The 23,790-nt window shown below is 43.9% G+C and carries 18 protein-coding genes; 11 read left to right on the top strand and 7 right to left on the bottom strand.

All coding sequences use genetic code 11. The annotated features are described in order from the left end of the window. Window positions 1-1,617 (top strand): family 20 glycosylhydrolase, encoded by a 1,617-nt coding sequence (locus BW980_RS15905; RefSeq protein ID WP_076456144.1) that lies wholly within the window; start codon window positions 1-3, stop codon window positions 1,615-1,617. A gap of 62 nt (window positions 1,618-1,679) precedes the next feature. Here BW980_RS15905 and BW980_RS15900 read toward each other — a convergent pair whose 3' ends face one another. From BW980_RS15900 to ruvX, 6 genes are all read right to left on the bottom strand, one after another. Continuing rightward, the gene (locus BW980_RS15900; RefSeq protein WP_245800071.1) at window positions 1,680-2,066 is read right to left on the bottom strand and encodes a response regulator; all 387 of its coding nucleotides are present in this window, start codon (window positions 2,064-2,066) and stop codon (window positions 1,680-1,682) included. Window positions 2,067-2,087: 21 nt separating this feature from the next. After that, window positions 2,088-3,176: a sensor histidine kinase gene (locus BW980_RS15895; protein WP_076456142.1), complete on the bottom strand. Its 1,089-nt coding sequence runs from the start codon at window positions 3,174-3,176 to the stop codon at window positions 2,088-2,090. 443 nt (window positions 3,177-3,619) lie between these two features. Continuing rightward, window positions 3,620-4,063: a BLUF domain-containing protein gene (locus tag BW980_RS15890; RefSeq protein WP_076456141.1), complete on the bottom strand. Its 444-nt coding sequence runs from the start codon at window positions 4,061-4,063 to the stop codon at window positions 3,620-3,622. Between the two features lie 229 nt (window positions 4,064-4,292). Then, complete coding sequence (locus BW980_RS15885) at window positions 4,293-4,712, bottom strand: DUF5606 family protein (RefSeq protein WP_076456140.1); 420 nt, start codon at window positions 4,710-4,712, stop codon at window positions 4,293-4,295. A 60-nt stretch (window positions 4,713-4,772) separates the two neighbouring features. Next, window positions 4,773-5,363 carry a peptide deformylase gene (gene def / locus BW980_RS15880; protein WP_013994247.1) on the bottom strand — a complete coding sequence of 197 codons (591 nt, stop codon included), beginning with the start codon at window positions 5,361-5,363 and terminating at the stop codon, window positions 4,773-4,775. Beyond that, on the bottom strand, window positions 5,364-5,774 hold the full coding sequence (gene ruvX / locus BW980_RS15875) for a Holliday junction resolvase RuvX (protein WP_076456299.1): 411 nt from the start codon (window positions 5,772-5,774) through the stop codon (window positions 5,364-5,366). It abuts the gene before it with no gap. 204 nt (window positions 5,775-5,978) lie between these two features. On the opposite strand from ruvX, the gene BW980_RS15870 reads away from it, so the two are divergent. Both BW980_RS15870 and BW980_RS15865 read left to right on the top strand, forming a co-directional pair. Further along, window positions 5,979-6,794 carry a 2,3,4,5-tetrahydropyridine-2,6-dicarboxylate N-succinyltransferase gene (locus tag BW980_RS15870; RefSeq protein ID WP_076456139.1) on the top strand — a complete coding sequence of 272 codons (816 nt, stop codon included), beginning with the start codon at window positions 5,979-5,981 and terminating at the stop codon, window positions 6,792-6,794. Between the two features lie 142 nt (window positions 6,795-6,936). Further along, the gene (locus BW980_RS15865) at window positions 6,937-7,731 is read left to right on the top strand and encodes a glycosyltransferase family 2 protein (protein ID WP_076456138.1); all 795 of its coding nucleotides are present in this window, start codon (window positions 6,937-6,939) and stop codon (window positions 7,729-7,731) included. Here BW980_RS15865 and BW980_RS15860 read toward each other — a convergent pair. Continuing rightward, the gene (locus BW980_RS15860) at window positions 7,713-8,546 is read right to left on the bottom strand and encodes a glycosyltransferase family 2 protein (RefSeq protein WP_076456137.1); all 834 of its coding nucleotides are present in this window, start codon (window positions 8,544-8,546) and stop codon (window positions 7,713-7,715) included. The two genes, BW980_RS15865 and BW980_RS15860, sit on opposite strands and share 19 nt — an antisense overlap. A gap of 59 nt (window positions 8,547-8,605) precedes the next feature. On the opposite strand from BW980_RS15860, the gene BW980_RS15855 reads away from it, so the two are divergent. The 8 genes from BW980_RS15855 (at window position 8,606) to BW980_RS15820 (ending at window position 23,716) form a co-directional block, all read left to right on the top strand. After that, window positions 8,606-9,481, top strand: coding sequence for an ATP-grasp fold amidoligase family protein (locus tag BW980_RS15855; protein WP_076456136.1), 876 nt, complete (start codon window positions 8,606-8,608; stop codon window positions 9,479-9,481). A gap of 22 nt (window positions 9,482-9,503) precedes the next feature. Continuing rightward, a complete protein-coding gene (locus tag BW980_RS15850; protein ID WP_076456135.1) occupies window positions 9,504-10,367 on the top strand; it encodes a glycosyl transferase in 864 nt (287 codons plus the stop codon). Further along, a complete protein-coding gene (locus BW980_RS15845; RefSeq protein ID WP_076456298.1) occupies window positions 10,339-10,899 on the top strand; it encodes an L-threonylcarbamoyladenylate synthase in 561 nt (186 codons plus the stop codon). The genes BW980_RS15850 and BW980_RS15845 overlap by 29 nt, the downstream gene beginning before the upstream one ends. A 61-nt stretch (window positions 10,900-10,960) precedes the next feature. Beyond that, on the top strand, window positions 10,961-12,385 hold the full coding sequence (locus BW980_RS15840; RefSeq protein ID WP_076456134.1) for a CCA tRNA nucleotidyltransferase: 1,425 nt from the start codon (window positions 10,961-10,963) through the stop codon (window positions 12,383-12,385). Between the two features lie 165 nt (window positions 12,386-12,550). Beyond that, a complete protein-coding gene (locus BW980_RS15835; RefSeq protein ID WP_076456133.1) occupies window positions 12,551-13,492 on the top strand; it encodes a PorP/SprF family type IX secretion system membrane protein in 942 nt (313 codons plus the stop codon). 338 nt (window positions 13,493-13,830) lie between these two features. Then, window positions 13,831-20,832: a T9SS type B sorting domain-containing protein gene (locus tag BW980_RS15830; protein WP_076456132.1), complete on the top strand. Its 7,002-nt coding sequence runs from the start codon at window positions 13,831-13,833 to the stop codon at window positions 20,830-20,832. 15 nt (window positions 20,833-20,847) lie between these two features. After that, on the top strand, window positions 20,848-21,786 hold the full coding sequence (locus BW980_RS15825) for a PorP/SprF family type IX secretion system membrane protein (protein WP_076456131.1): 939 nt from the start codon (window positions 20,848-20,850) through the stop codon (window positions 21,784-21,786). Between the two features lies 1 nt (window position 21,787). Continuing rightward, a complete protein-coding gene (locus BW980_RS15820; protein WP_076456130.1) occupies window positions 21,788-23,716 on the top strand; it encodes an OmpA family protein in 1,929 nt (642 codons plus the stop codon). Window positions 23,717-23,790 lie beyond the last annotated feature (74 nt).

Raw genomic sequence — 23,790 nt, 5'->3', positions numbered from 1 at the left:
ATGAAATCTAACTTGATCAAAGCATTGTTTATCACGTGTATTTTCGTGGCGCTATGTTCTTGCGAACCAGAAAAAAAGAAACGCGTCTTGAACCTACCGCAGACCGATTTGGCCGTAGAGCCTATGATTCCGATGCCCATGAAGGTCATTCCTACAAATTCAGGTTTTGCCTTAGATAAGTTTACCGCCATATATACCTCGGAAAACGCCGATGGTTTTGCCGAAGTAGGTCAATTTCTTTCCGAAAAAATACACGCCAAGACTTCTTTGGATATCCCCGTTAATACGGAAGATACTCCAGAACGCGAAGGTGTTATTTACATCAACCGGTCCGACAGTTTAGAATTGAACGCCCCCGAGGCCTACCAACTGTACATCACTAAAGACTCCATAATTTTAAATGCGAATACCTCAACAGGTGCTTTTAGAGGGGTACAGACCATTCGTCAAATCATACCGGAAATACCGAACGATACCGTTGCCCCGTACAAAGTATGGAACATTCCCACCGGGAAAATTATCGACAATCCCGTTTTTGAGTACAGAGGAAGTATGCTTGACGTAGCCCGTCATTTTTTTAGTGTAGAAGATGTAAAAAAATATATAGACCTTCTCGCCTATTATAAATACAACGTCTTGCACTTACACTTATCCGATGACCAAGGTTGGCGCATTGAAATCAAATCATGGCCCAAACTCACGGAGGTAGGGGGAAGCACCGAAGTAGGAGGAAAATCAGGAGGTTTCTATACGCAAGAAGAATATAGTGATATTGTCAACTACGCCGCCCAACGGCATATGACCATCGTACCTGAAATCGACATGCCAGGACATACGAATGCAGCCTCCGTATCATACCCTTTCTTAAACGGAAATGGCAAAGAGGTAAAACTATACACGGGTATGCGAGTTGGTTTCAGCACCTTCGATACAAGAAAAGATACTACCTATGCCTTTATTGACGATGTGGTACGCGAGATTTCCGCCATAAGCCCCGGTCCCTATTTTCATATCGGTGGAGACGAAAGCCATGTTACCAAGAAAAAAGACTATGTGTACTTTGTTGAAAAAGTAGAAAAAATTGTGCAGAAATACGGCAAGCGAATGATCGGGTGGGATGAGGTTGCTACCGCAAATATAGACTCCACCTCAATTTCCCAGTTTTGGTCAAGCAAAGCAAATGCCGACCTAGCCGTAGAAAAAGGAATGAAAGTTATTATGTCTCCGGCAAAAAAGGCCTATCTCGACATGCAATACGACAGCCTATCTAAACACGGACTGCACTGGGCGGCCTATATCCCCACGGATACGGCCTATAAATGGTCTCCCGAAACCTATGAAGGCGTACCCCTGAAAAATATTTTAGGCATTGAAGCCCCCTTATGGTCGGAAACCATTAGTAACATTGACGAGCTTGAATACTTAGCATTTCCGCGGGCCATAGGTTATGCCGAATTGAGTTGGTCAACGCCCGAAAACCGCGATTGGGAAAAATATAAAGTCCGTTTAGCCCAGCAGGCCCCCTTCTTGGATCGAATGAACGTAAAATACTATCCCTCCCCATTAATCGATTGGAAAAAAAGCCAATATACCTATAAGGAAATCAAAAAAGATTGACCCATTTTTAATCGAAGCAGCTTATCCTATTCTAGGTGAAAAATTTGAAAACGGAAATGAAGCTAACATTCAAGTTTCTTTTTTTCCAAGTTTAAAAGTAGGCGTTGTAAAACATCAAAATTCACGGGTTTTACCAAATACTCATAGATATCCTTAAAAGTGGTCGCCTTAAATCTATCTTCCGGTCGTCCCGATGAAGTGGTTATGATGATGGGAACATTTGGACACAAACCCAATCTATTTTTAGTATCAAGAAATTCCCAACCATCTAGAATTGGCATATTTATGTCCAATAAAATTAAATCCGGACAATCGTTGCCCTTTAAATAGTCTATTCCCATTTGGCCATTGGTTACAATGGCTATATGATACAGTCCTATTTCGTTCAACTTGGTTTCTGTAATAAAGTTGGTAACATCGTCGTCTTCGATAATCAATATTCGAATCATTTTCATGGATTTTACTTGTTGCTAAAATTGGATTTTAAATTCAGATCCCTTGTTCACTTGACTTTCGACCTCGATTTCACCCCCGCTTTCAGTGACGATAGAGTGAATAATGTAAAGACCTATACCTAAGCCTTCAACGTGTGTATGCATTCTTTTGAAGAGTCCGAAAATTTTATCCGACAACGCAGGATCAAAGCCTAGGCCATTATCCTTGAAACTCAAGTGTACCTTACCCTGAACTTCTTTCGCCGATATTTTAATGATAGGCTTTCGCTTAGGATGTCGATACTTCAGGGCGTTGGACATAAGGTTCTGAACAATACTCTCTATGTGGATAGGACTATGTTTAATAGATGGACAACCCGAGAAGTCTTCCTTGATAATAGCCCTACTTTTAATGATATCTTCGGAAAGCCCGGTCTTAACCTTGGCCACCACCTCGGAAAAAACCACTTTTTCATGATTCCCGTTAAAATTGGATTTCACCGCAATGACTTCATTCAAGGCCCTAATCTTATCACACATAATTTTGGTCACCGATTGCATTCTGACAACTATGGGTGACAGTTCATCAGAAATAGGCCCGGCCATTAAGAACATTTCAAAAAGACTCTTTAAATTGGTAAGTGGAGCCCTCAAGTCATGTGCGGCTACATAGGAAAACTCTTCCAACTCTTTATTCCTCCTTTTCAAGTTTACATTCACATCCTTTAAAGAATGCTGTGCCATTTTCAATTGGCCTATGGTGTTACTCAAGTTGGTTATATCACGCGTAGAAATCCCTAAATAATCTCCAATCTTGAAAGCCTTGACCATCCACTTATACTCAATATTGTCCTTTACGAAGGATAGTTCATCATATCCCGCCGGCACTCCCGTTTTAAGTACTTCTTTATATGAATCGTAACGCTCCGTGTCTTTTAGATATGGAAATATGTCCAATAAATTTCTTCCGATAAAATTTTCTTTGGGAATTCCCAATGTAGCTATAGATGCTTGATTAACATCAACAAAATTCATTTGGTCATCGAGAATAACAAAAGGAGAATACGCATTTTCGAAAAAGGCACTCTTTAAATCGTTATTAATTGTAGTAGTAGGTTTCATCATATTTTTCTTATTTGGGACAAAGCACAATCGACTTATTCCGCTAATTTACAGTCCTTTACAAAAAATAGTAATGAAGAGAAGATATAAAGCAAAAAGCTAAAGGTGAGCAACGATTAGCTGTAGACGAAAAACACCAAGCAAGATCAAAATCAAACACAAAACACTAATAAACAACAGCTTAAATCACAGCATACTTTCATAAAAAAGAAAGCTATGGCTCCCTTCCTTTATTCTTTCCCTATTTAAATGTTAAATTGAGAAAATATCAGATATGGACACGTATGTGGTCAAAGTCGTTAATCACACAGGCACTAGAAAAATTTGTAATTAGGGTACGCCATAGTTATACTGAATTGGTCTTTCTATACCGTAATCGAAAGAAATATAAGGGATATGCCCTGAAACATGCAAGTATGCACCACCCCTTGAGGCACTACTGCCGCTTAGTCGTTTTTACTGGCGTATTTGGTCTCCAATAATAGCTTAGTGGCCTTCCAAAACTCAATGGACGTGGGGTTAGGAGATAATGAATTCTCAGGATTTTCAAAAAAGGTACCTACCAACAATTTCAAATATTGAAGGTTGCTGTTCTCGGCCTTGAGGTGCTCGAAAGCCATACTCCAGCTATCAAACTCCCTATTTTGGATTTTGCTTTCCGATAACAGGGTTACCTCTCGGTTCCTAGAATCTTTCTTGATTCTCTCAAAAAGCTCTCTAACAACGGTCTCTTCACCTTCTAAGTATTGCACAAATCGGTCTTTATAGAAAAGCAAACAGCCCGTAATATGGTTGCGCTTATTGAAATCTCTCGCCCTTTCGAGCAATTTTTGAATTTCATGTGTTCCAAAATCAATATTCGCAATAGACGTATATACTAAACAGAACATGTAATTTGGTCGTATTTGGATTGGCTAGTTACTAGCTAAGGTAACGATAATATAACAAAGAAAATATGGAAAAAACTGTAATTCAGGCAATTGCAATATATTCCTTCATGTAAAATAAGTTTTATCTTACATAGAAATATTATAACATATCTAGCTTTTTTAGAGACTGAAAATGAAAAAACCCTCTGAACGAGGGTTTTATATTACAAACTATTATGGTAAGAATAGCTTATTCTTCTTCAGTACCTTCTTTCTTACCCCCTGAAAAATCGGTAATACCGTTATCATGAAGTATATTGTACCATTGTATTACCTTTTTAATATCGCTGGCATATACCCTATCTTCATCGTAGTTCGGAAGAATTTCGAAAAAATACTCTTCCAACTTAATTTTTTCGGCTTTATGGGCAATTGAAGTTTTACCCCCTTTTTCCTTCACCTGTATCTTTAGGAACACTTCCCTTAGGGGCAATTCCTCATCCAAGGTATAAATTGCAATTTCAGACAGAATGCTTACGTTACTACGCATTCCAACGGAGATGCGTTTTTTATCGATAAGCGATTCAGCTACGAATCCCGTACGGGTTTGGGTTACCAATTTGTAAAGGCCTGGTTTACCTCCTATGGACAAGATCTTATCTAAACTCATATAAAAATTTACATTTTAGGAGCGCAAATATTGCACTTTTCAACGGATTACAATGAAATTTTAACGTCCTTTTTTTAGGTTCGGAAAACGCATACGATAATCGGCCCTAATGTTTCCTTTGGAAATATTGGTCAATTTACTCTTTAGCATGCGCTTCTTTAAGGTCGACAACTTGTCGGTGAACAATATGCCTTCAATATGGTCGTATTCGTGTTGAATGACCCGAGCCAGAAGTCCATCATAGGTTTCGGTATGCGCCTTAAAATTTTCATCAACGTAGCTTATGGTCACCGTATCTTTTCTCTTGACGTCTTCATGGATATCAGGAATACTCAAGCATCCTTCACTAAAGGCCCACTCATCACCCGTTTCTTCCTCAATTTGGGCATTTATAAATACCTTTTTGAATCCGTTCAACTGCTTCTGCTCTTCTTCAGAAAGGTCTTCGTCTTTTGAAAAAGGAGTAGTGTCGACTATAAACAATCGGATAGGTAGGCCTATCTGTGGAGCGGCCAAGCCAACACCGTTGGCGTTGTACATGGTCTCCCACATATTTTCTACGAGTTCTTTCAGCTTCGGATAATCATTGGGCAGGTCGGTACCTACCTTTCGTAATACGGGATCTCCGTACGCAACAATGGGTAAAATCATTTATATCTTATTTAAATAGGCTTGTAGGATAATCGTTGCGCTGATTTCATCAACCAGTGCCTTGTCTCTACGTTTTTTCTTTTTAAGGCCGCTATCGATCATGGTCTGAAAAGCCATTTTTGAGGTAAAACGCTCGTCTTGGCGTTCTATAGGAATTTGCGGAAAAACCTTGGCCAAACGATTTAAAAATGGAACGATAAAAGCTTCAGACTCGCTTGGTTCATTGTTCATCTGGCGCGCTTCGCCCACAATAAACCTATCTACCTTTTCTTTCTGTACGTAATCTTTTAAAAAGTCTACAAGTTCGGCAGTAGGCACCGTCGTCAAACCAGAGGCAATCAGTTGTAGCTCATCGGTAACGGCGATTCCCGTTCGTTTCTTTCCATAATCCAATGCCAACAATCTTCCCACCTCCTCATTTATTTTTTGCAAAAATAACCTATAAATTGTTATAACCGTAAATTTGAATCCCGAAATCATATTTGAGCCCGTATATTTGCACTTTCAAAAAGACATGGGTGACCGTAAATCACTAAATGGCCTATGTAATACTAAACAAAAATTGGCATGTAGCGCAACGTTAGCGCCATCGATAACATTTAATTCTACAAAAAAATGACCGAGTTAAGAGAGACCATTGAAAAAGCATGGGACAACAGAGAACTTTTAAAGGAAACGGCTACCCAAGATGCCATCAGAGAAGTCGTAAACCTTTTGGACCAGGGTAAATTACGTTGTGCCGAACCAACGGCAAACGGATGGCAGATCAACGAATGGGTAAAAAAAGGCGTCGTTCTTTATTTTCCTATCCAAAAAATGGAAACACTTGAAGCGGGAATTTTCGAATACCACGATAAAATTCCCTTAAAACGAGGTTACCAAGAGAAAGGTATTCGCGTAGTACCTAACGCCGTTGCCCGTCATGGCGCTTACATTTCTGCCGGCACTATTCTAATGCCCAGCTACGTAAATATCGGTGCTTATGTAGACGAAGGTACTATGGTCGACACATGGGCCACCGTTGGAAGTTGCGCACAAATAGGCAAAAACGTTCACCTTAGTGGAGGTGTGGGTATTGGCGGGGTCTTAGAGCCATTACAAGCAGCCCCGGTAATCATAGAAGACAACGCATTCATAGGATCTAGATGTATTGTAGTTGAAGGCGTTCGAGTAGAGAAAGAGGCTGTATTGGGCGCTAATGTGGTTCTTACAGCATCGACCAAAATTATAGATGTAACCGGCACCGAGCCCCTAGAAATTAAAGGTAGGGTTCCTGCCCGTTCAGTTGTTATACCAGGGAGCTATACCAAGAAATTTTCCGCTGGCGAATTTCAAGTGCCCTGTGCTTTGATCATTGGCACACGAAAAGAGAGTACCAATAAAAAGACCTCTCTAAACGATGCTTTGCGCGAATATGATGTAGCGGTATAAAGGTTTTTTTTCATAAAACATAATTTTTTTGTTTTTTAATTGTTATAAGAAGGTGGTAGTTTAATAAAGTTCGGAAACGCAACCCTTTCCGAACTTTTTAATCTACTAAAAAGAAGACCGAACCCTACCCAAACGAATTGCAATGATAAAAGAAAGAGAAAAGTTATCCGCCTTAATTATCACCTACAATGAAATGGGATACATTGAAAAGTGTATTGAGTCCGTTGAATTCGCCGATGAAATTATCGTAGTCGATTCTTACAGTACTGATGGTACTTACGAATATCTTTTAGCTCACCCTAAGGTCAAGGTCATTCAACATCCTTTCGCGAATTTTACTTCGCAAAAATCCTACACTTTAAAGCAAGCCACCAATGATTGGGTTTTGTTTTTAGATGCCGACGAAGTTGTTACCGAACCATTAAAGAATGAAATCAAAGAAGTGCTGAACGGCAATACGGAAAATGTAGCTTTTTGGTTTTACAGAAAATTTATGTTTCAAAACGAGGCTTTAAATTTTAGCGGATGGCAAACGGACAAAAATTATCGTCTTTTTAGAAAAAGTAAAGCGAGGTTTTCTGATAGAAAAATTGTGCACGAGACCCTCGAAGTAAACGGGGCATCTGGCATTTTCAATGAAAAATTAATCCATTTCTGTTATAAGAACTATGAGGATTACAAACAGAAAATGCTTCGATATGGTCGGCTCAAGGCTAAAGAGTCGTTCTACCGAGAAAAAAAATTCACTTATCTATTAATGATGGTTAAGCCTTTTTGGAAATTCTTTAATCATTATTTTTTACGCCTAGGCTTCCTTGATGGTAAAAAGGGAATTACAATATCGTACTTAAACGCCTTAGGTGTTTTGGAGTATTGTAGAGAACTGAAACGTCTGGAAAAAAAGAACGAACTAGCATACTATTTGGTAATGCCATAATGTGTCCATACCAATTTTTTACTTCTTGTTTCCTTCCGTATTTTAACATTCTTGGCAATTGACTCAGGGGTTTTATACCCTCGTTTATGGTCTAAGTGCACACATACCGCACTATACCTTAGTTGTTTGGATTTTATTCCAAAATTAAAGAGTCGTTCTCCCAGTTCCCTATCCTGGCCACCATACTGCATACGTTCATCGAAACCATTCACATTAAGAATGTCTTTCTTCCAACCTGAAGAGTTATGACCATTCCAACTGGCTTTAGTAGGGGTGATTATATTCAACATTCTAGACATGAACCCTTTAGCCGTTAGCTTATTATTTTTAAACGTCTTCGGAATACCTTTCTCTTTCAACCAGTTAATATCAAAACAACTTTGCGCCTCTATATCTTCCTTGGTTATTAATTTGGAAATATTCATTGGCAACATGTAATACCCTCCTGAAATAAAGTACCCTTGACTCTTATTCAGATAGTGCACATGCACAAAATCTTCCCTTGGTATACAATCCCCATCGGTCATAATAATATATTCCCCCTTACAATTTACCAGGGCCTTATTAAGTATTCTAGACTTTTGAAAGCCATCATCTTCTTGCCATACATGTACTATCGGGTAGAAGACTTCTTCCCTCATTAAGTCAATGAGGGCTTTCGTTTTAGGACCCGACCCATCATCTGCTATAACAATTTCAAAATTCTTATAATTCTGACAGTTAAAACCCCATAACACTTTTTGAAGCCACTCTTCGGCGTTATAGGTACTGATAATTATAGAGATTTTTACACTTTCATCTACATTGGTGTTCATAAGCTCAAAAATAGTAAACTACAAAGATATATCTTTGTACTATTCAATAATGTATTGCTATGCTAAGAAAATTATGGATAGGACTTCAGAAAAAACTAAAATTTTTACCCCCACCAACATATGTTAAAGCATATTACGAATATTACGTAGGAAAGAAATTAGATTTAGAACGGCCTATAGAGTTCAACCAGAAAATACAATGGCTTAAAGTTTACTACAAAAGAGATCTTTTAACCCAACTAGTAGACAAATATGACGTTCGTGAATATGTCAAGGACAAAATTGGTGAGCAATACCTTAACGAACTTATTGGTGTTTATAAAAAGCCGAGTGAAATAAATTTTGACGCCCTGCCCCAACAATTTGTCATAAAGGCCACACATGGTTTTCATTTTAATATTTTGGTCAATGACAAAACAAAACTTAACAAACGAAAAACCAAACTATTACTCCATAAGTGGATTCGAAAAAATCAATATTGGCGTGGTGGCTTAGAGTGGGCTTATAAGAACGTCGAGCCCAAGATAATCGTCGAAAAATACCTAGTGGAGTTGGGCAAAGAAGACATTAACGACTATAAATTTTTCTGTTTTAACGGAGAACCCAAATTCTTGAATATAGATATAGATCGCGGTAGCACATTAAAACGGGCCTATTATGATATAGATTGGAACAAACTACCCGTTAGACGTGCCCATATTCAACAATTGGAGGATGAACTTCCCAAACCTCCCAATTTTGAAAAGATGATAGAAATCGCACGAACCCTGGCCTTTGACTTCCCTTTTGTACGTGTTGACCTCTATAACCTCGATGGGAAAATTATTTTTGGTGAAATGACATTTTACCCTGGGGATGGAAGATTAGACTTTTTCCCTGATGAATACAATACCATTTTCGGAAACTATATTAAATTACCAGAGCCAATTTTATAGGCTTTGCTTAAATGTGTAATTTATGAAACTCGTCAAAGAACTACCAATCTCCATTTACACTTCGGTCAAACTCTCCTTAAAAAAATTCAATGTAGCCGATTCGGATCATCTCAGGGAAAGGACTGTACCGGTAATTGTTTCCTTAACCTCAATACCTAGTAGATTAAACACCCTTCATTTGGTCATAAAAAGCATCTTAAATCAGTCTATGCTTCCCGAAAAAATTGTTCTTTGGCTTAATAATGACCTCAAGAATGCCATTCCTAAAAAACTCAAAGCCTTAATTGGCCACAGATTTGAGATCCGGTTTTCAGATCTAACGTCATCCCATAGAAAGCTGATACACTCCCTTGTTGAATATCCGGAGAAAACAATTATTACCGTAGATGACGATTTAATGTATCGAAAGAATTTGATCGAACTTTTATACAATGAACATCTAAGGGCCCCAAAGCATATCATAGCCAATCGCACCGTAAATTTAAGCTATGACGAAAGGGGAGATCACAAACCCTTCAAAGAGTGGAAACATTCAGAAAAACTCAATAACAAAGTAATGGTTCCTATTGGCGCATGGGGAATCTTATATCCGCCAAACTCCCTGCACAAAGATGCTACCGACCCGGATAAGTTTATGGCCTTGACCCCAAAAGCAGACGACCTTTGGTTTAAAGCTATGGCCCTTTTGAAGGGCACACTATCTGTAGAAGCGACCCTAAAACCCAAAGACCCGATACCTATTGGAAATACCCAAAAGGTATCACTAAAAAAAATAAATTTAGGCAAAGACCTAAATACCAAACAATGGTCACAGCTTGAAAAGGAATATAATATTAGAAGTCTAATTTTTGATGAAAATGCAAAAGGAGATAGACCAAGCAATTAACGTCTTACAACAAGGCGGCCTCATCCTCTACCCTACGGATACCGTTTGGGGCATTGGTTGTGATGCTACCAATGAATCGGCCGTAAAGAAGATATACGACCTAAAGCAAAGGGAAGATAGCAAGGCCCTAATTTGCCTGGTGGCCAATGATGCCATGCTCGAACGAACCATAGAAGAGGTTCCCGATTTGGCCTATGATATCATGGACCTTTCCATCAAACCCACCACTATTGTCTACGATAATCCCAAGGGCGTCGCCAAAAACTTGATCGCCGAAGATAATACCTTGGCCATACGCGTAGCTTCCGATAAATTTTGTCGTTACCTGATCAACAAATTCAAAAAACCTATTGTTTCTACTTCTTCCAATATTTCAGGGCGCCCAACGCCCAAAAGTTTCGGTGAAATAGACAAAGTTATTTTAAAAGGTGTAGACTATGTGGTAAATTTGCAGCCCGAACAAAAATACGCGGTTCCTTCTGCCATCATCAAATTGAGCAGTGACGGCACGGTAAAAGTAATACGCGAATAAATTTGATGTAACAAAATATTGGGCCTTATTTGTTATTCGTATTTTGGGCAGCCAACTAAAAATGAAATCTTTGAACTATAAACAAGCGCTTTCTAATCCAGTTTTTAAAATCGTTTCACAAGCGGCCGATGAGTTGGGGGTGGACTGTTATGTTATCGGAGGATTTGTCAGGGATTATTTACTGCAAAGAGGCACTCCCAAAGACATCGATATTGTCGCCGTAGGAAGCGGTATTGACCTTGCCAGAAAAGTAGCTTCCTTACTTGAAGGAAAGCCAAAGGTGAGTGTTTTCAAAAATTTTGGGACGGCCATGTTGCGCCACGAAGACATTGAACTGGAATTCGTTGGAGCCCGAAAAGAAAGCTATCATAGGGATAGCCGTAAACCCGTAGTAGAGGATGGCTCATTGGTAGATGACCAAAACCGTCGTGATTTTACGATCAATGCCTTGGCCCTTTCCCTAAATCCAACCGATTTTGGTGCACTGCTGGATCCTTTTGACGGACTGGTCGACCTCGAAAAAAAAATTATCCGAACCCCCCTGGCTCCCGGAGTTACATATTCCGACGACCCCTTACGTATGATGCGGGCCATTCGCTTCGCCACGCAATTGAACTTTAAGATCGAAGACAATTCCCTCCAAGCCATTACGGTGAACAAAGAGCGGATAAAAATCATATCAAAAGAGCGAATCGTTGATGAACTCAACAAAATATTGGCCAGTAGCAAGCCCTCCATCGGTTTTTCCTTGCTACATAAAACAGAACTCCTACCCTATATCCTTCCTGAACTGGTCGCATTACAGGGTATAGAAGAAATAGAAGGACAACGCCACAAAGACAATTTTTGGCACACCTTGGAGGTTGTCGACAATATTGCAACAACTACGGATAACCTTTGGCTACGTTGGGCGGCCTTATTGCACGATATCGGTAAGGCTCCGACCAAGAAATTCCATAAAAAAATAGGATGGACCTTCCACGGACACGAGTTCGTTGGATCTAAAATGGTCTACAAATTGTTCAAACGGCTGCGGATGCCCTTGAACGACAAGATGAAATTCGTTCAAAAAATGGTTTTGATGAGCTCTAGGCCAATCGTTCTGTCCGAAGATTTCGCTACAGATTCTGCGGTACGCCGCCTCGTTTTTGATGCGGGGGAAAACGTAGAGGACCTTATGACCCTTTGTGAAGCCGATATCACCACCAAAAATCCAAAGAAACAAAGGAGGTATAAGAACAATTTTAAGATTGTCCGCCAAAAAATAATCGAGGTAGAAGAGCGAGATCAAATACGCAATTTTCAACCCCCGGTAAGCGGTGAGGAAATTATGAAAACCTTCAACCTTAAGCCTTCAAAAGAAATAGGCATTATCAAAGAAGCCATTAAAGAGGCCATTCTAGAGGGCGAAATCCCTAATGAATACGAGGCGGCAAAAGAATATATGCTCGCAAAAGGTAAATCTATCGGACTTACCCCGGCTTAAATTTGTTGTAACCACCTTCTTTTTTCCTATTTCCTAAAAAGTGAAATCGATAATCGCATCGATCTATTTTATCGATCGACGATTACAAAGCTGCTAAACGGGAAAAATAAATATCTTTACCAAGGTAGATACAACAATGTCTTCTTTTTATCCAAATAAAAAGTCATGAAAAAATTCCTTCTGGTCGTACTCATTACCATTTCTTCATTAAGTGGTCTAAGTGCACAACAAGACGCCCATTATACACAGTACATGTACAATACCATGGCCATCAACCCTGCTTATGCAGGTTCTAGGGGAGTTTTCAGTATTGCCGGGCTCCACCGCTCCCAATGGGTCGGAATAGAAGGAGCCCCTAAAACCCAAACCCTCAATTTTCACACGCCGGTTTCCGAAAGGGTCGGTGTGGGACTATCCATAGTCAATGACGATATAGGAAACGGCACGAGCCAAGAAACGTACTTCGACGGTGTTTTTTCATATACAGTACCTATCACCAGGGAAGCAAAACTTGCCTTCGGACTAAAGGCAAGCGGACATGTACTGAATTTGGATTTTAGTAAACTGGCCAACTATAACGATGAAGTCGCCAGTACCAGCCTGACCAATATCGACAGAAAATTTTCACCGAATTTTGGCGCTGGGGTATATTACTACGACGAGAAGTTCTATATAGGCTTCTCCGTACCTAACTTTTTGGCCACGAAACATTTCGACGGTAATGCTACAAGCTCATCCTTCTTGGCCAAAGAACGTATGAACTTCTATTTAATCACGGGTTACGTATACGAATTGAACCAAAGGTGGAAGTTTAAGCCCACTTTATTGCTCAAAGCCGTAAATGGCGCCCCCTTACAGATCGACCTATCCGCTAATTTTATGTTCAAGGACAAATTTATCTTGGGAGCGGCCTATAGGTGGGATGCTGCGGTAAGCGGTCTTTTTGGTTTTCAAGCCTCTGACCAAATATTATTGGGCCTTGCTTATGACCGGGAAATTTCAGAATTGGGCGGTTCTAGGTTCAACGACGGCTCGTTTGAAATAGTGCTCAGGTATGAATTCCGATCTCGATTTGGAAGAAGGGCCATAGCTCCCAGGTTCTTTTAAAAACTTAAATTATCCTACACCTTTTCTAAGTTTGTTGCAAGGAGGGTCAAAACCTTGAAATCTAAATATTTACTCCAAAATACCTGCAATACATCCTAAAAAAAGGCATTTCATCGAATTTAGCCTACACTTCAAGGGGCCTATACATCTACTTTCCCCCTCTATACAACATATAATTTGCCAGGTCTTACCACCTCCTTAATTTTACGGTATAACGTTGTAAGTCTTTATCCACAGTATCAATCGTGATATTTTTTTGACTTTGTAAAATATATTCCCAATTGGCGAATCGTTCTAAACATTTTTTCGGGGCATTACTACTATTACTATTTGCCCAAGTGACAAAGGCGCAGCAGACAACGAATTGGACATTGGTATCATCTTCCGTATGGGAGTCCATAACCGATGATGGTTCGGTACGTGTCGAAGCCAGGGTTTCGGGTGGTGCTTCTATTGACGGTCCTGAAACCATGGGCTGTACCAGTGCCGCTACCTATAGTGACCCCAATGTATTCGGTAGTCCATCGTTGGAAATATCCGCTAGTTCATCCTCTTCCGGCAATATTAACTTCTATTTCTTTGATGCCGCAACCGGTGATCCCGTATATATTGTGAAACCCATCCTGCACGTAGACAAGGTAGGAACATTTGCCGTCGTCTCCTTAATTGCAAGAAGTGCTACAGGAAACTTTGACCTCATCAACGGGACTTGGACGGAACTAGAATCCAATGGGGATATCTTTCAATCCACGGCCACACGGTTCAATATTGACGATACAGCCCTTTTATTCAGTGGTGGAGGCGAATGTGGTGATGGGGAACATACGGGAACGGGAGGAGGTAGTTTACAAGTTGAGCAGGTCACACAATCTATTGAAATGGATGTCGAAGTAACAGGAGGATTGCTTTCCATACCCTTGTTTACTGCATCCGATGAAGTAGAGTTTGTTCTTACCGACCTAATTATCGCCGACCCTAAAATCGAAGCCACCAAAACCGTGGTCGAAAACTTTAGCGACCCTATCAGTACCGGAGATACCGTAGATTATACCATTACGATAGAGAACACAGGAAATACTACCCTAGACAATATAAGTCTAACGGACACTTTTTCCGATATAGACACAACCCCTTTAACCCTAACAAGTGGACCTACATTCCTCAGTGCATCCGAGGGCTCAACCGCAGGTACTCTTGAAGCTGGTGAAACGGCGACCTATTCCGCAAGCTATACCCTTTCAGCTCCAATCTTAAAAGCCGGAGGGGTAGTAAATCAAGTTAGTGTTTTGGCCGATAGTCCCTACGGAACCGAAGATGTAAGTGACCTATCCGATAACGGTATCGATAGTGACGGAAATAAGGAAGATGACCCTACGATAAGTTATTTTCCCACTACTACAGATGATACGGCTTCGGTCTGTGAAGAAGGTAGCATCGACATTGATGTGCTCTCAAACGATGATTTTGGGGGAAATGGGCCTTCATCCGGAAGCATCTTTATTATTAGCCCTGCTAGCGGGGGAACGGCTACCGTAAATGACAATGGTAGCCCTACTAACCCGACGGATGATTATATCACCTATACCTCGGCTGCCGGTTACACCGGTTCGGATAGTTTTGTTTATGGTATAAGGGACAGCAAAGGATATACCCAACACGCAACTGTTACGATAACCGAACAAGCGGCGCCCAATGCGGGTACCGATGGCGTCCTGACGATTTGCGCGGGAACTACCGTAACGGAATCACAACTATTCGCACGGTTAAGTGACGATCCGGATACCGGGGGGACATGGTCCCCTGCCCTTGCAGGCGCCGGAACCTACACCTATACCGTTAGTGCCACATCACCCTGTACCGTGGATGACACATCCGAGGTCGTGGTGACCGAACAGGCGGCACCAAAAGCCGGGACCGATGGCACACTTACCATATGCGCGGGAACTACCGTAACGGAATCACAACTATTCGCACAGTTAAGTGACGATCCGGATACCGGGGGAACATGGTTGCCAGCCCTTGCAGGCGCCGGAACCTATACCTATACCGTAAGCGCAACATCCCCCTGTACCGTAGACGATACCAGTATAGTTACCGTAGTGGAACAACCTGTTCCCGATGCAGGTTCCAACGGAGCATTGACTATTTGTACGGGAACTACAGTAACGGAAGCAGACCTATTCGCGCAACTTGGAGGATCACCCAACAGCGGCGGGACATGGACTCCTGCCCTTGCCGGTGCCGGAACCTATACCTATACCGTTAGTGCCACAGCACCCTGTACCGTGGATGATACATCCGAGGTCGTGGTGACCGAACAGGCGGCACCAAAAGCCGGGACCGATGGCGTCCTGACCATATGCACGGGAACTACCGTAACGGAATCACAACTATTCGCACAGTTAAGTGATAATCCGGATACCGGGGGAACATGGTCCCCTGCCCTTGCCGGTGCCGGAACCTACACCTATACCGTAAGTGCCACTTCGCCCTGTACCGTGGATGATACATCCGAGGTCGTAGTAACAGAACAGGCGGCACCCAATGCAGGGACCGATGGAGCATTGACTATTTGTACGGGAACTACCGTAACGGAATCACAACTATTCGCACAGTTAAGTGACGATCCGGATACCGGGGGAACATGGTCCCCTGCCCTTGCAGGCGCCGGAACCTACACCTATACCGTTAGTGCCACCTCGCCCTGTACCGTGGATGACACATCCGAGGTCGTGGTGACCGAACAAGCGGCACCCAATGCGGGTACCGATGGCACACTTACCATATGCGCGGGAACTACCGTAACGGAATCACAACTATTCGCACAGTTAAGTGATAATCCGGATACCGGGGGAACATGGTCGCCAGCCCTTGCAGGCGCCGGAACCTACACCTATACCGTAAGTGCAACCTCGCCCTGTGCCGTGGATGACACATCCGAGGTCGTGGTGACCGAACAGGCGGCACCAAAAGCCGGGACTGATGGCGTCCTGACCATATGCGCGGGAACTACCGTAACGGAATCACAACTATTCGCACAGTTAAGTGACGATCCGGATACCGGGGGAACATGGACCCCTGCCCTTGCAGGCGCGGGTACCTACACCTATACCGTAAGTGCCACTTCACCCTGTACCGTGGATGACACATCAGAGGTCGTGGTGACCGAACAGGCGGCACCCAATGCGGGTACCGATGGCGTCCTGACCATATGCGCAGGGACAACCGTAACGGAATCACAACTATTCGCACGGTTAAGTGACGATCCGGATACCGGGGGAACGTGGTCTCCTGCCCTTGCAGGCGCGGGTACCTACACCTATACCGTTAGTGCCACATCACCCTGTACCCTGGATGATACATCCGAGGTCGTGGTGACCGAACAGGCGGCACCAAAAGCCGGGACCGATGGCACACTTACCATATGCGCGGGAACTACCGTAACTGAGACACAGCTATTCGCACAGTTAAGTGACAATCCGGATACCGGGGGAACGTGGTCTCCTGCCCTTGCAGGCGCCGGAACCTACACCTATACCGTAAGTGCCACTTCGCCCTGTACCGTGGATGACACATCCGAGGTCGTGGTGACCGAACAGGCGGCACCAAAAGCCGGGACCGATGGCGTTTTGACGATTTGTGCCGGAACTACAGTAACGGAATCACAACTATTCGCACGGTTAAGTGACGATCCGGATACCGGGGGGACATGGTCCCCTGCCCTTGCAGGTGCCGGAACCTACACCTATACCGTAAGTGCCACTTCGCCCTGTACCGTGGATGATACATCCGAGGTCGTGGTGACCGAACAGGCGGCACCAAAAGCCGGGACCGATGGAGTACTGACCATATGCGCGGGAACTACCGTAACGGAATCACAACTATTCGCACAGTTAAGTAACAATCCGGATACCGGGGGAACGTGGTCTCCTGCCCTTGCAGGCGCCGGAACCTACACCTATACCGTAAGTGCCACATCACCCTGTACCGTGGATGACACATCCGAGGTCGTGGTGACCGAACAGGCGGCGCCCAATGCGGGTACCGATGGCGTCCTGACCATATGCGCGGGAACTACCGTAACGGAATCACAACTATTCGCACGGTTAAGTGATAATCCTGATACTGGGGGAACGTGGACCCCTACCCTTGCAGGGGCCGGAACCTATACCTATACCGTTAGTGCAACCTCGCCATGTACCGTGGATGATACATCCGAGGTCGTGGTAACCGAACAAGCGGCGCCCAATGCGGGGACTGATGGCGTCCTGACCATATGCACGGGAACTACCGTAACGGAATCACAACTATTCGCACGGTTAAGTGACAATCCGGATACCGGGGGAACATGGTCGCCAGCCCTTGCAGGCGCCGGAACCTACACCTATACCGTAAGTGCCACTTCGCCCTGTACCGTGGATGACACATCCGAGGTCGTGGTGACCGAACAAGCGGCACCCAATGCGGGTACCGATGGCGTCCTGACCATATGCGCGGGAACTACCGTAACGGAATCACAACTATTCGCACAGTTAAGTGACAATCCGGATACCGGGGGAACATGGACCCCTGCCCTTGCAGGTGCGGGTACCTACACCTATACCGTAAGTGCAACCTCGCCCTGTACCGCAAACGATACCGCTGAAGTGGTCGTGACCGAACAAGCGGCACCCAATGCCGGGACCGATGGCGTCCTGACCATATGCGCAGGGACAACCGTAACGGAATCACAACTATTCGCACAGTTAAGTGACAATCCAGATACCGGGGGAACATGGTCGCCAGCCCTTGCAGGCGCCGGAACCTACACCTATACCGTTAGTGCAACCTCACCCTGTACCGTGGATGATACATCCGAGGTCGTGGTAACAGAGCAGGCGGCGCCCAATGCGGGGACTGATGGCGTCCTGACCATATGCGCGGGAAATACCGTAACGGAATCACAACTATTCGCACGGTTAAACGACAATCCGGATACCGGGGGGACATGGTCGCCAGCCCTTGCAGGCGCCGGAACCTACACCTATACGGTAAGCGTTACTTCCCCATGTACTATGAGCGATACTTCAGAAGTTGTCGTGACCGAACAGGCTTTACCGAACGCAGGTACCGACGGAACACTCACGATTTGCGCGGGAACCATAGTAACCGAGGCCCAGCTTTTTGCACAATTAAGTGACAACCCCGATTCTGGGGGGGCATGGTCCCCTGCCCTTGCCGGTGCCGGAACCTATACCTATACCGTAAGTGGCACTTCTCCCTGTACCGCAAACGATACCGCTGAAGTGGTCGTGACCGAACAGGCGGCACCCAATGCGGGGACCGATGGTACACTTACCATTTGTGAAATTGACTCCTTTACACAGGCCGACCTTTTTGCTCAACTGGGTAATTCTCCAAATACCGGGGGAACTTGGACAGACAACGGAGACGGCACCCATACCTATACCGTAAGCGCCACATCACCCTGTACCGTAGATGATACCAGTATTGTCACCGTAGTGGTTCAACCCACTCCTGATGCCGGTTCCAATGGCGTACTAACCATTTGTGAAGGAACAATAGTCACCGAAGCACAGTTGTTTGCCCAATTAGGCGGAAGTCCTGATTCAGGAGGAAGCTGGTCCCCTGCCCTAGCAGGCGCCGGGACCTATACCTATACCGTAGCCGCAACAACACCTTGTGCCGTAGACGATACCGCAAAAATCACAGTATCCGAACAAGCAGCTCCAGATGCCGGAATCGACGGAACGCTCACCATTTGCGTGGGAGAAACAGTTACTACAGCCCAGCTATTCGCTCAATTGGGAGGAAGCCCTGATTCTGGGGGAACATGGTCGCCAGCCTTGGCGGGTGCCGGGACCTATACCTATACCGTACCCGCAACAGCACCTTGTGCCGTGGACGCTACCGCGGAGGTTGTCGTGACCGAACAGGCTTTGCCGAACGCGGGTACCGATGGCACACTTAGCATATGTGAAGGAAGCACCGTAACCGAGGCTCAATTATTTGCCCAATTGGGCGGAAGTCCTGATTCAGGGGGGACGTGGTCGCCCATCCTTGCAGGAGCCGGAACCTACACCTATACCGTTAGCGCATCGACACCTTGTACCGGGAATGACAGCTCAGAAGTCGTTGTAACCGAAGAGACTTTACCGAACGCGGGTACCAATGGCACACTTACTATTTGTGAAGGCAGCACCGTTACCGAGGTTGAGTTATTTGCCCAATTGGGTGGAAGCCCCGATGCAGGGGGAACATGGACCCCTTCACTAGCAGGTGGCGGGACCTATACCTATACGGTGGGCAATAGTAGTTGTCCAAGCGCAACCGCCACTATTACAGTTAGCGAAGAAATCCTGCCCAATGCCGGAACCGATACTACACTTACTATATGTCCGGATACCACAGTTACCGAAGCCCAACTCCTTTCACTTTTGGGAACAGATGATAATCGAGGTACTTGGAGTCCTAATCCCGAAGGTGCCGGTGCCGGAGTGTACACGTATTCCATCATGGGCAATATCTGTGGTGGCAATTCAAGCGCAACCGTTACGGTTTCCATTTCCAATCTAGATTCAGATGGGGATACTATATTGGACTGTAAGGAAATGACAGATGGGACGGATCCTTTTGACGACTGCGATTCCATCGGAGGCAAACCCTTACCTAGCAGTGATTGCGACAATGATAATCTTACCGAAGAAGAGGAAGAGACATTGGGAACCGACCCTACCAACCCCGATACGGATGGTGACGGGGTCATTGACGGGCAAGAGGTAACCGATGCCACCAATCCTTTAGACCTTTGTGATTTTCTATTGGCGAGCCAGACCCTTACCCCTACAAACAATTGGAATATTGCCGATTGTGATATGGACGACCTAACCAACGAACAGGAAATAGATAGAGGAACCGACCCCACCAACCCCGATACGGATGGTGACACGATTAACGATGGCCAAGAAGTACGGGACCATACCGATCCCCTCGACCCTTGCGACTCAATCGGTGGTAACCCTCCAAGCCATATCGTATGTGAACTTTACGTAGAATTAGACTTGGTCAGACCTGGGGATATTTTAAACGGCAGCTTTAGAATTATCAATATAGAGCGTTACCCTGACCATCAAGTAGAGATATACAACAGATGGGGAATCTTAGTTTGGGAGTCTTCTAAATACGACAATAAAAACAATGCCTTCGCCGGTCTATCACAAGGAAGGATTACCATTATAGAAAATCAAAAACTACCCTCCGGAGTATATTTTTATAAAATAAAGTATGTAGTTAAGGGCGAGGATAAAATGAAAGAAGGATATCTCTATTTACAGGACTAAGGAGAATAAATAAACATGAAAAGTACGATAACGAAAATCTTGTTTTTACTCTGTACGATGCCATTCTGCTTCGGCCAGCAAGACGCACAATTCACTCAGTACATGTATAATACATTGTCAGTGAATCCCGCCTATGCAGGTTCTAGGGAGGTGCTCGGTGTTTCTGTATTGCATAGATCACAATGGGTTGGCCTCGACGGGGCTCCTAGCACACAAACCTTTAATATTCAAGGAACTTATAAGGATAAAATGGGATTGGGCCTTTCCATTGTTCACGACGAGATAGGAAACAATACCAACCAAAATACAAGCTTTGATGTTGCATTTTCATACAGCGTTCAGACCTCTCAGAAATATAAACTCTCCTTTGGGGTCACAGCTGGCGGACACTTATTGAATGTTGATTTCAACAAATTGCGAAACTACAGTGCAAGTCTAGCCCCCTCGGTAGAAAATGAACTGTATAAAAAGTTCTCCCCCAATATCGGTGCCGGGGTTTACTTTCACTCCAACAAATTTTACGTGGGCCTCTCGGTGCCCGGTCTGTTAGAGACCGAACACTTTCAAAACCCTGATGACGAAGGCACCGTAATAGCTTCCGAACGAATGAACTTTTACTTGATTTCCGGATATGTCTTCGACCTGAACCCTACTTTAAAATTCAAGCCTGCATACCTTATAAAGGCGGTCGCCGGAGCCCCACTCCAAGTTGACCTATCCGCCAATTTCTTGATCAATGAAAAATTTACCTTAGGAGCGGCATATAGGTTAGATGCGGCGATAAGTGCCCTTTTCGGGTTTCAAATGGGAAAAAAACTTATGCTCGGGCTGGCCTATGACCGCGAAATATCGGAATTGGGCGGCACCCAATTCAATGATGGTTCCTTTGAAATATTCCTTAGATACGAATTTATCAAGAACAACAAAATTGACCTAACCCCAAGATTTTTCTAAAATGAGCATCCTGCCGATACATAAGCTAGTTCCGCTTCTTTTGCTCTTTTTGGGTGCTTACGGCCATTCCCAAATAAACCAGAAAGAAGACGACACGGACAATTTTGACCACTATGCCTATATGCAAAACATTGAATCATATCCCTCCCTATTAAAAAAAGGATATGACGAGATTACCATTTATAAAAAGCTGGGCAATGCCAATTACCACAACGCTAACTATGACGTAGCCACCTTCTGGTACGAAAAACTTCTTGAAAACGATGAGATCGTTATCTCACCCGACTACCTCTATCGCTATGCCCTAGCCCTTAAATCGATAAAAAGATATGAAGACTCGCACCTTTGGATGGAAAAGTTCAAAAAGTTAAAGAAGAATGATATCCGTGCCAGTCTTTATGCCGACAATGCGGATTATTTAAAGGAAATACAGATTCCAAAAGAACAATACACCATAAAGAACCTGACCGACCTCAACTCTGGGGAATCTGATTTTGCCCCCTCATACCTTTCGGGGAATTTAGTGTTTACCACGGCCAGAGATCTCGATGTACAGACATACAACAAATTACCCTACCTTAATTTATACCAAACGGAAATTAAGGAAGATGGCCAAACGGGAAAAGCTTCGGTGCTTTCCGAAACCTTGAACACCAAAGCCAATGAATCTTCGACCGCGTTTTCAAAAGACGGCAAAACAGTTTATTTCACTAGAAACAACTTCTCTAAAAAATCGTTTAAAAGAGATAAAAACGGAATAAGTAGGCTAAAAATATACAGGTCACAGCTTTCCGATGGTACTTGGAGCGAACCCGAAGACCTTCCCTTCAACAACTCTAATTATTCGGTAGCCCATCCATCTTTAAGTAGTGACGGCACCAAGCTTTATTTTGCGTCCGACATGCCCGGAGGTATGGGAGCATCGGACATTTATGTCGTAGATATACTATCCGATGGCAAGTTCGGCGAGCCCAAAAATTTAGGCAAACTTATCAATACGGAGGAAAAGGAAACTTTTCCGTTCATTTCCGATTCTGGTATACTCTACTTTGCTTCCAACGGACATCCGGGCCTTGGAGGTCTCGATATCTTTAAAATAGACACCAACAAAAACGATAAGGTCACCAATATGGGAAGTCCAATTAATAGTCCTGATGACGACTTTTCACTGGTTATGGACACGTCTAGCGAAATCGGCTATTTCGCTTCAAACCGAAAAGGAGGTATTGGCAATGACGATATTTACACCTTAAAGCGAAGTGATTCAGACTGTTTCACCTTTATTGAAGGTACCGCCCGTGACAAGGACACCGATAAGCCCCTGGCCCAGACCTTGATAGAAGCATTTGCCCATGACGGGGAAACCCTGTCTCAGACGGTAACGGCTTCGGACGGCTCCTACACCCTGCGTATCCCCTGTCAAAAGGAACAATACCAGCTATCAGGCACCAAGGAAGGTTATGAGGCATCAAACCTATATATGCTCACCCCCAAGGACAAAAAACAGGTTCAAGATGTCCATTTAGAGCTCGAACAATCGACCAAGGTGGCCGATTTAGGTTCCGACTTGGTCAAAATCTTGGAGCTTACCCCCATCTATTTTGACCTGAACAGTTCTTACTTGCGGAAAGATGCCTATGCGGAACTCGACAAGGTGGTCGATTATATGAGTAAAAGACCCGATATAAAGATAGCCGTAGGTTCACATACCGATAGCCGGGAAGGGGATGCGTACAATTTATGGCTCTCTAGGCGAAGGGCGATGAGAACGGTCGAGTATATTACATCGAAAGGAATCGACCCCTCTCGCATTTCAGGTAAAGGCTATGGGGAAACCCAATTATTGAACCGATGTGCCAACGGTGTCAAGTGCTCGGAAAGCGAACATCAGCTGAACCGACGTTCTGAATTCATTGTCATAGAAAAATAAGCTTTTCCTCTACAAGAAATACCCGAAGAAGGCCCGAAATTCTTCAACTAGTCCTATTTTTGCACAAAGGAAAC

It is taken from the genome of Zobellia uliginosa (assembly GCF_900156625.1).
GTDB classification, from domain to species: domain Bacteria; phylum Bacteroidota; class Bacteroidia; order Flavobacteriales; family Flavobacteriaceae; genus Zobellia; species Zobellia uliginosa.
The sequence above is the reverse complement of the archived record's forward strand: the minus strand, read 5'-3'. Positions and strand labels throughout refer to the sequence as shown.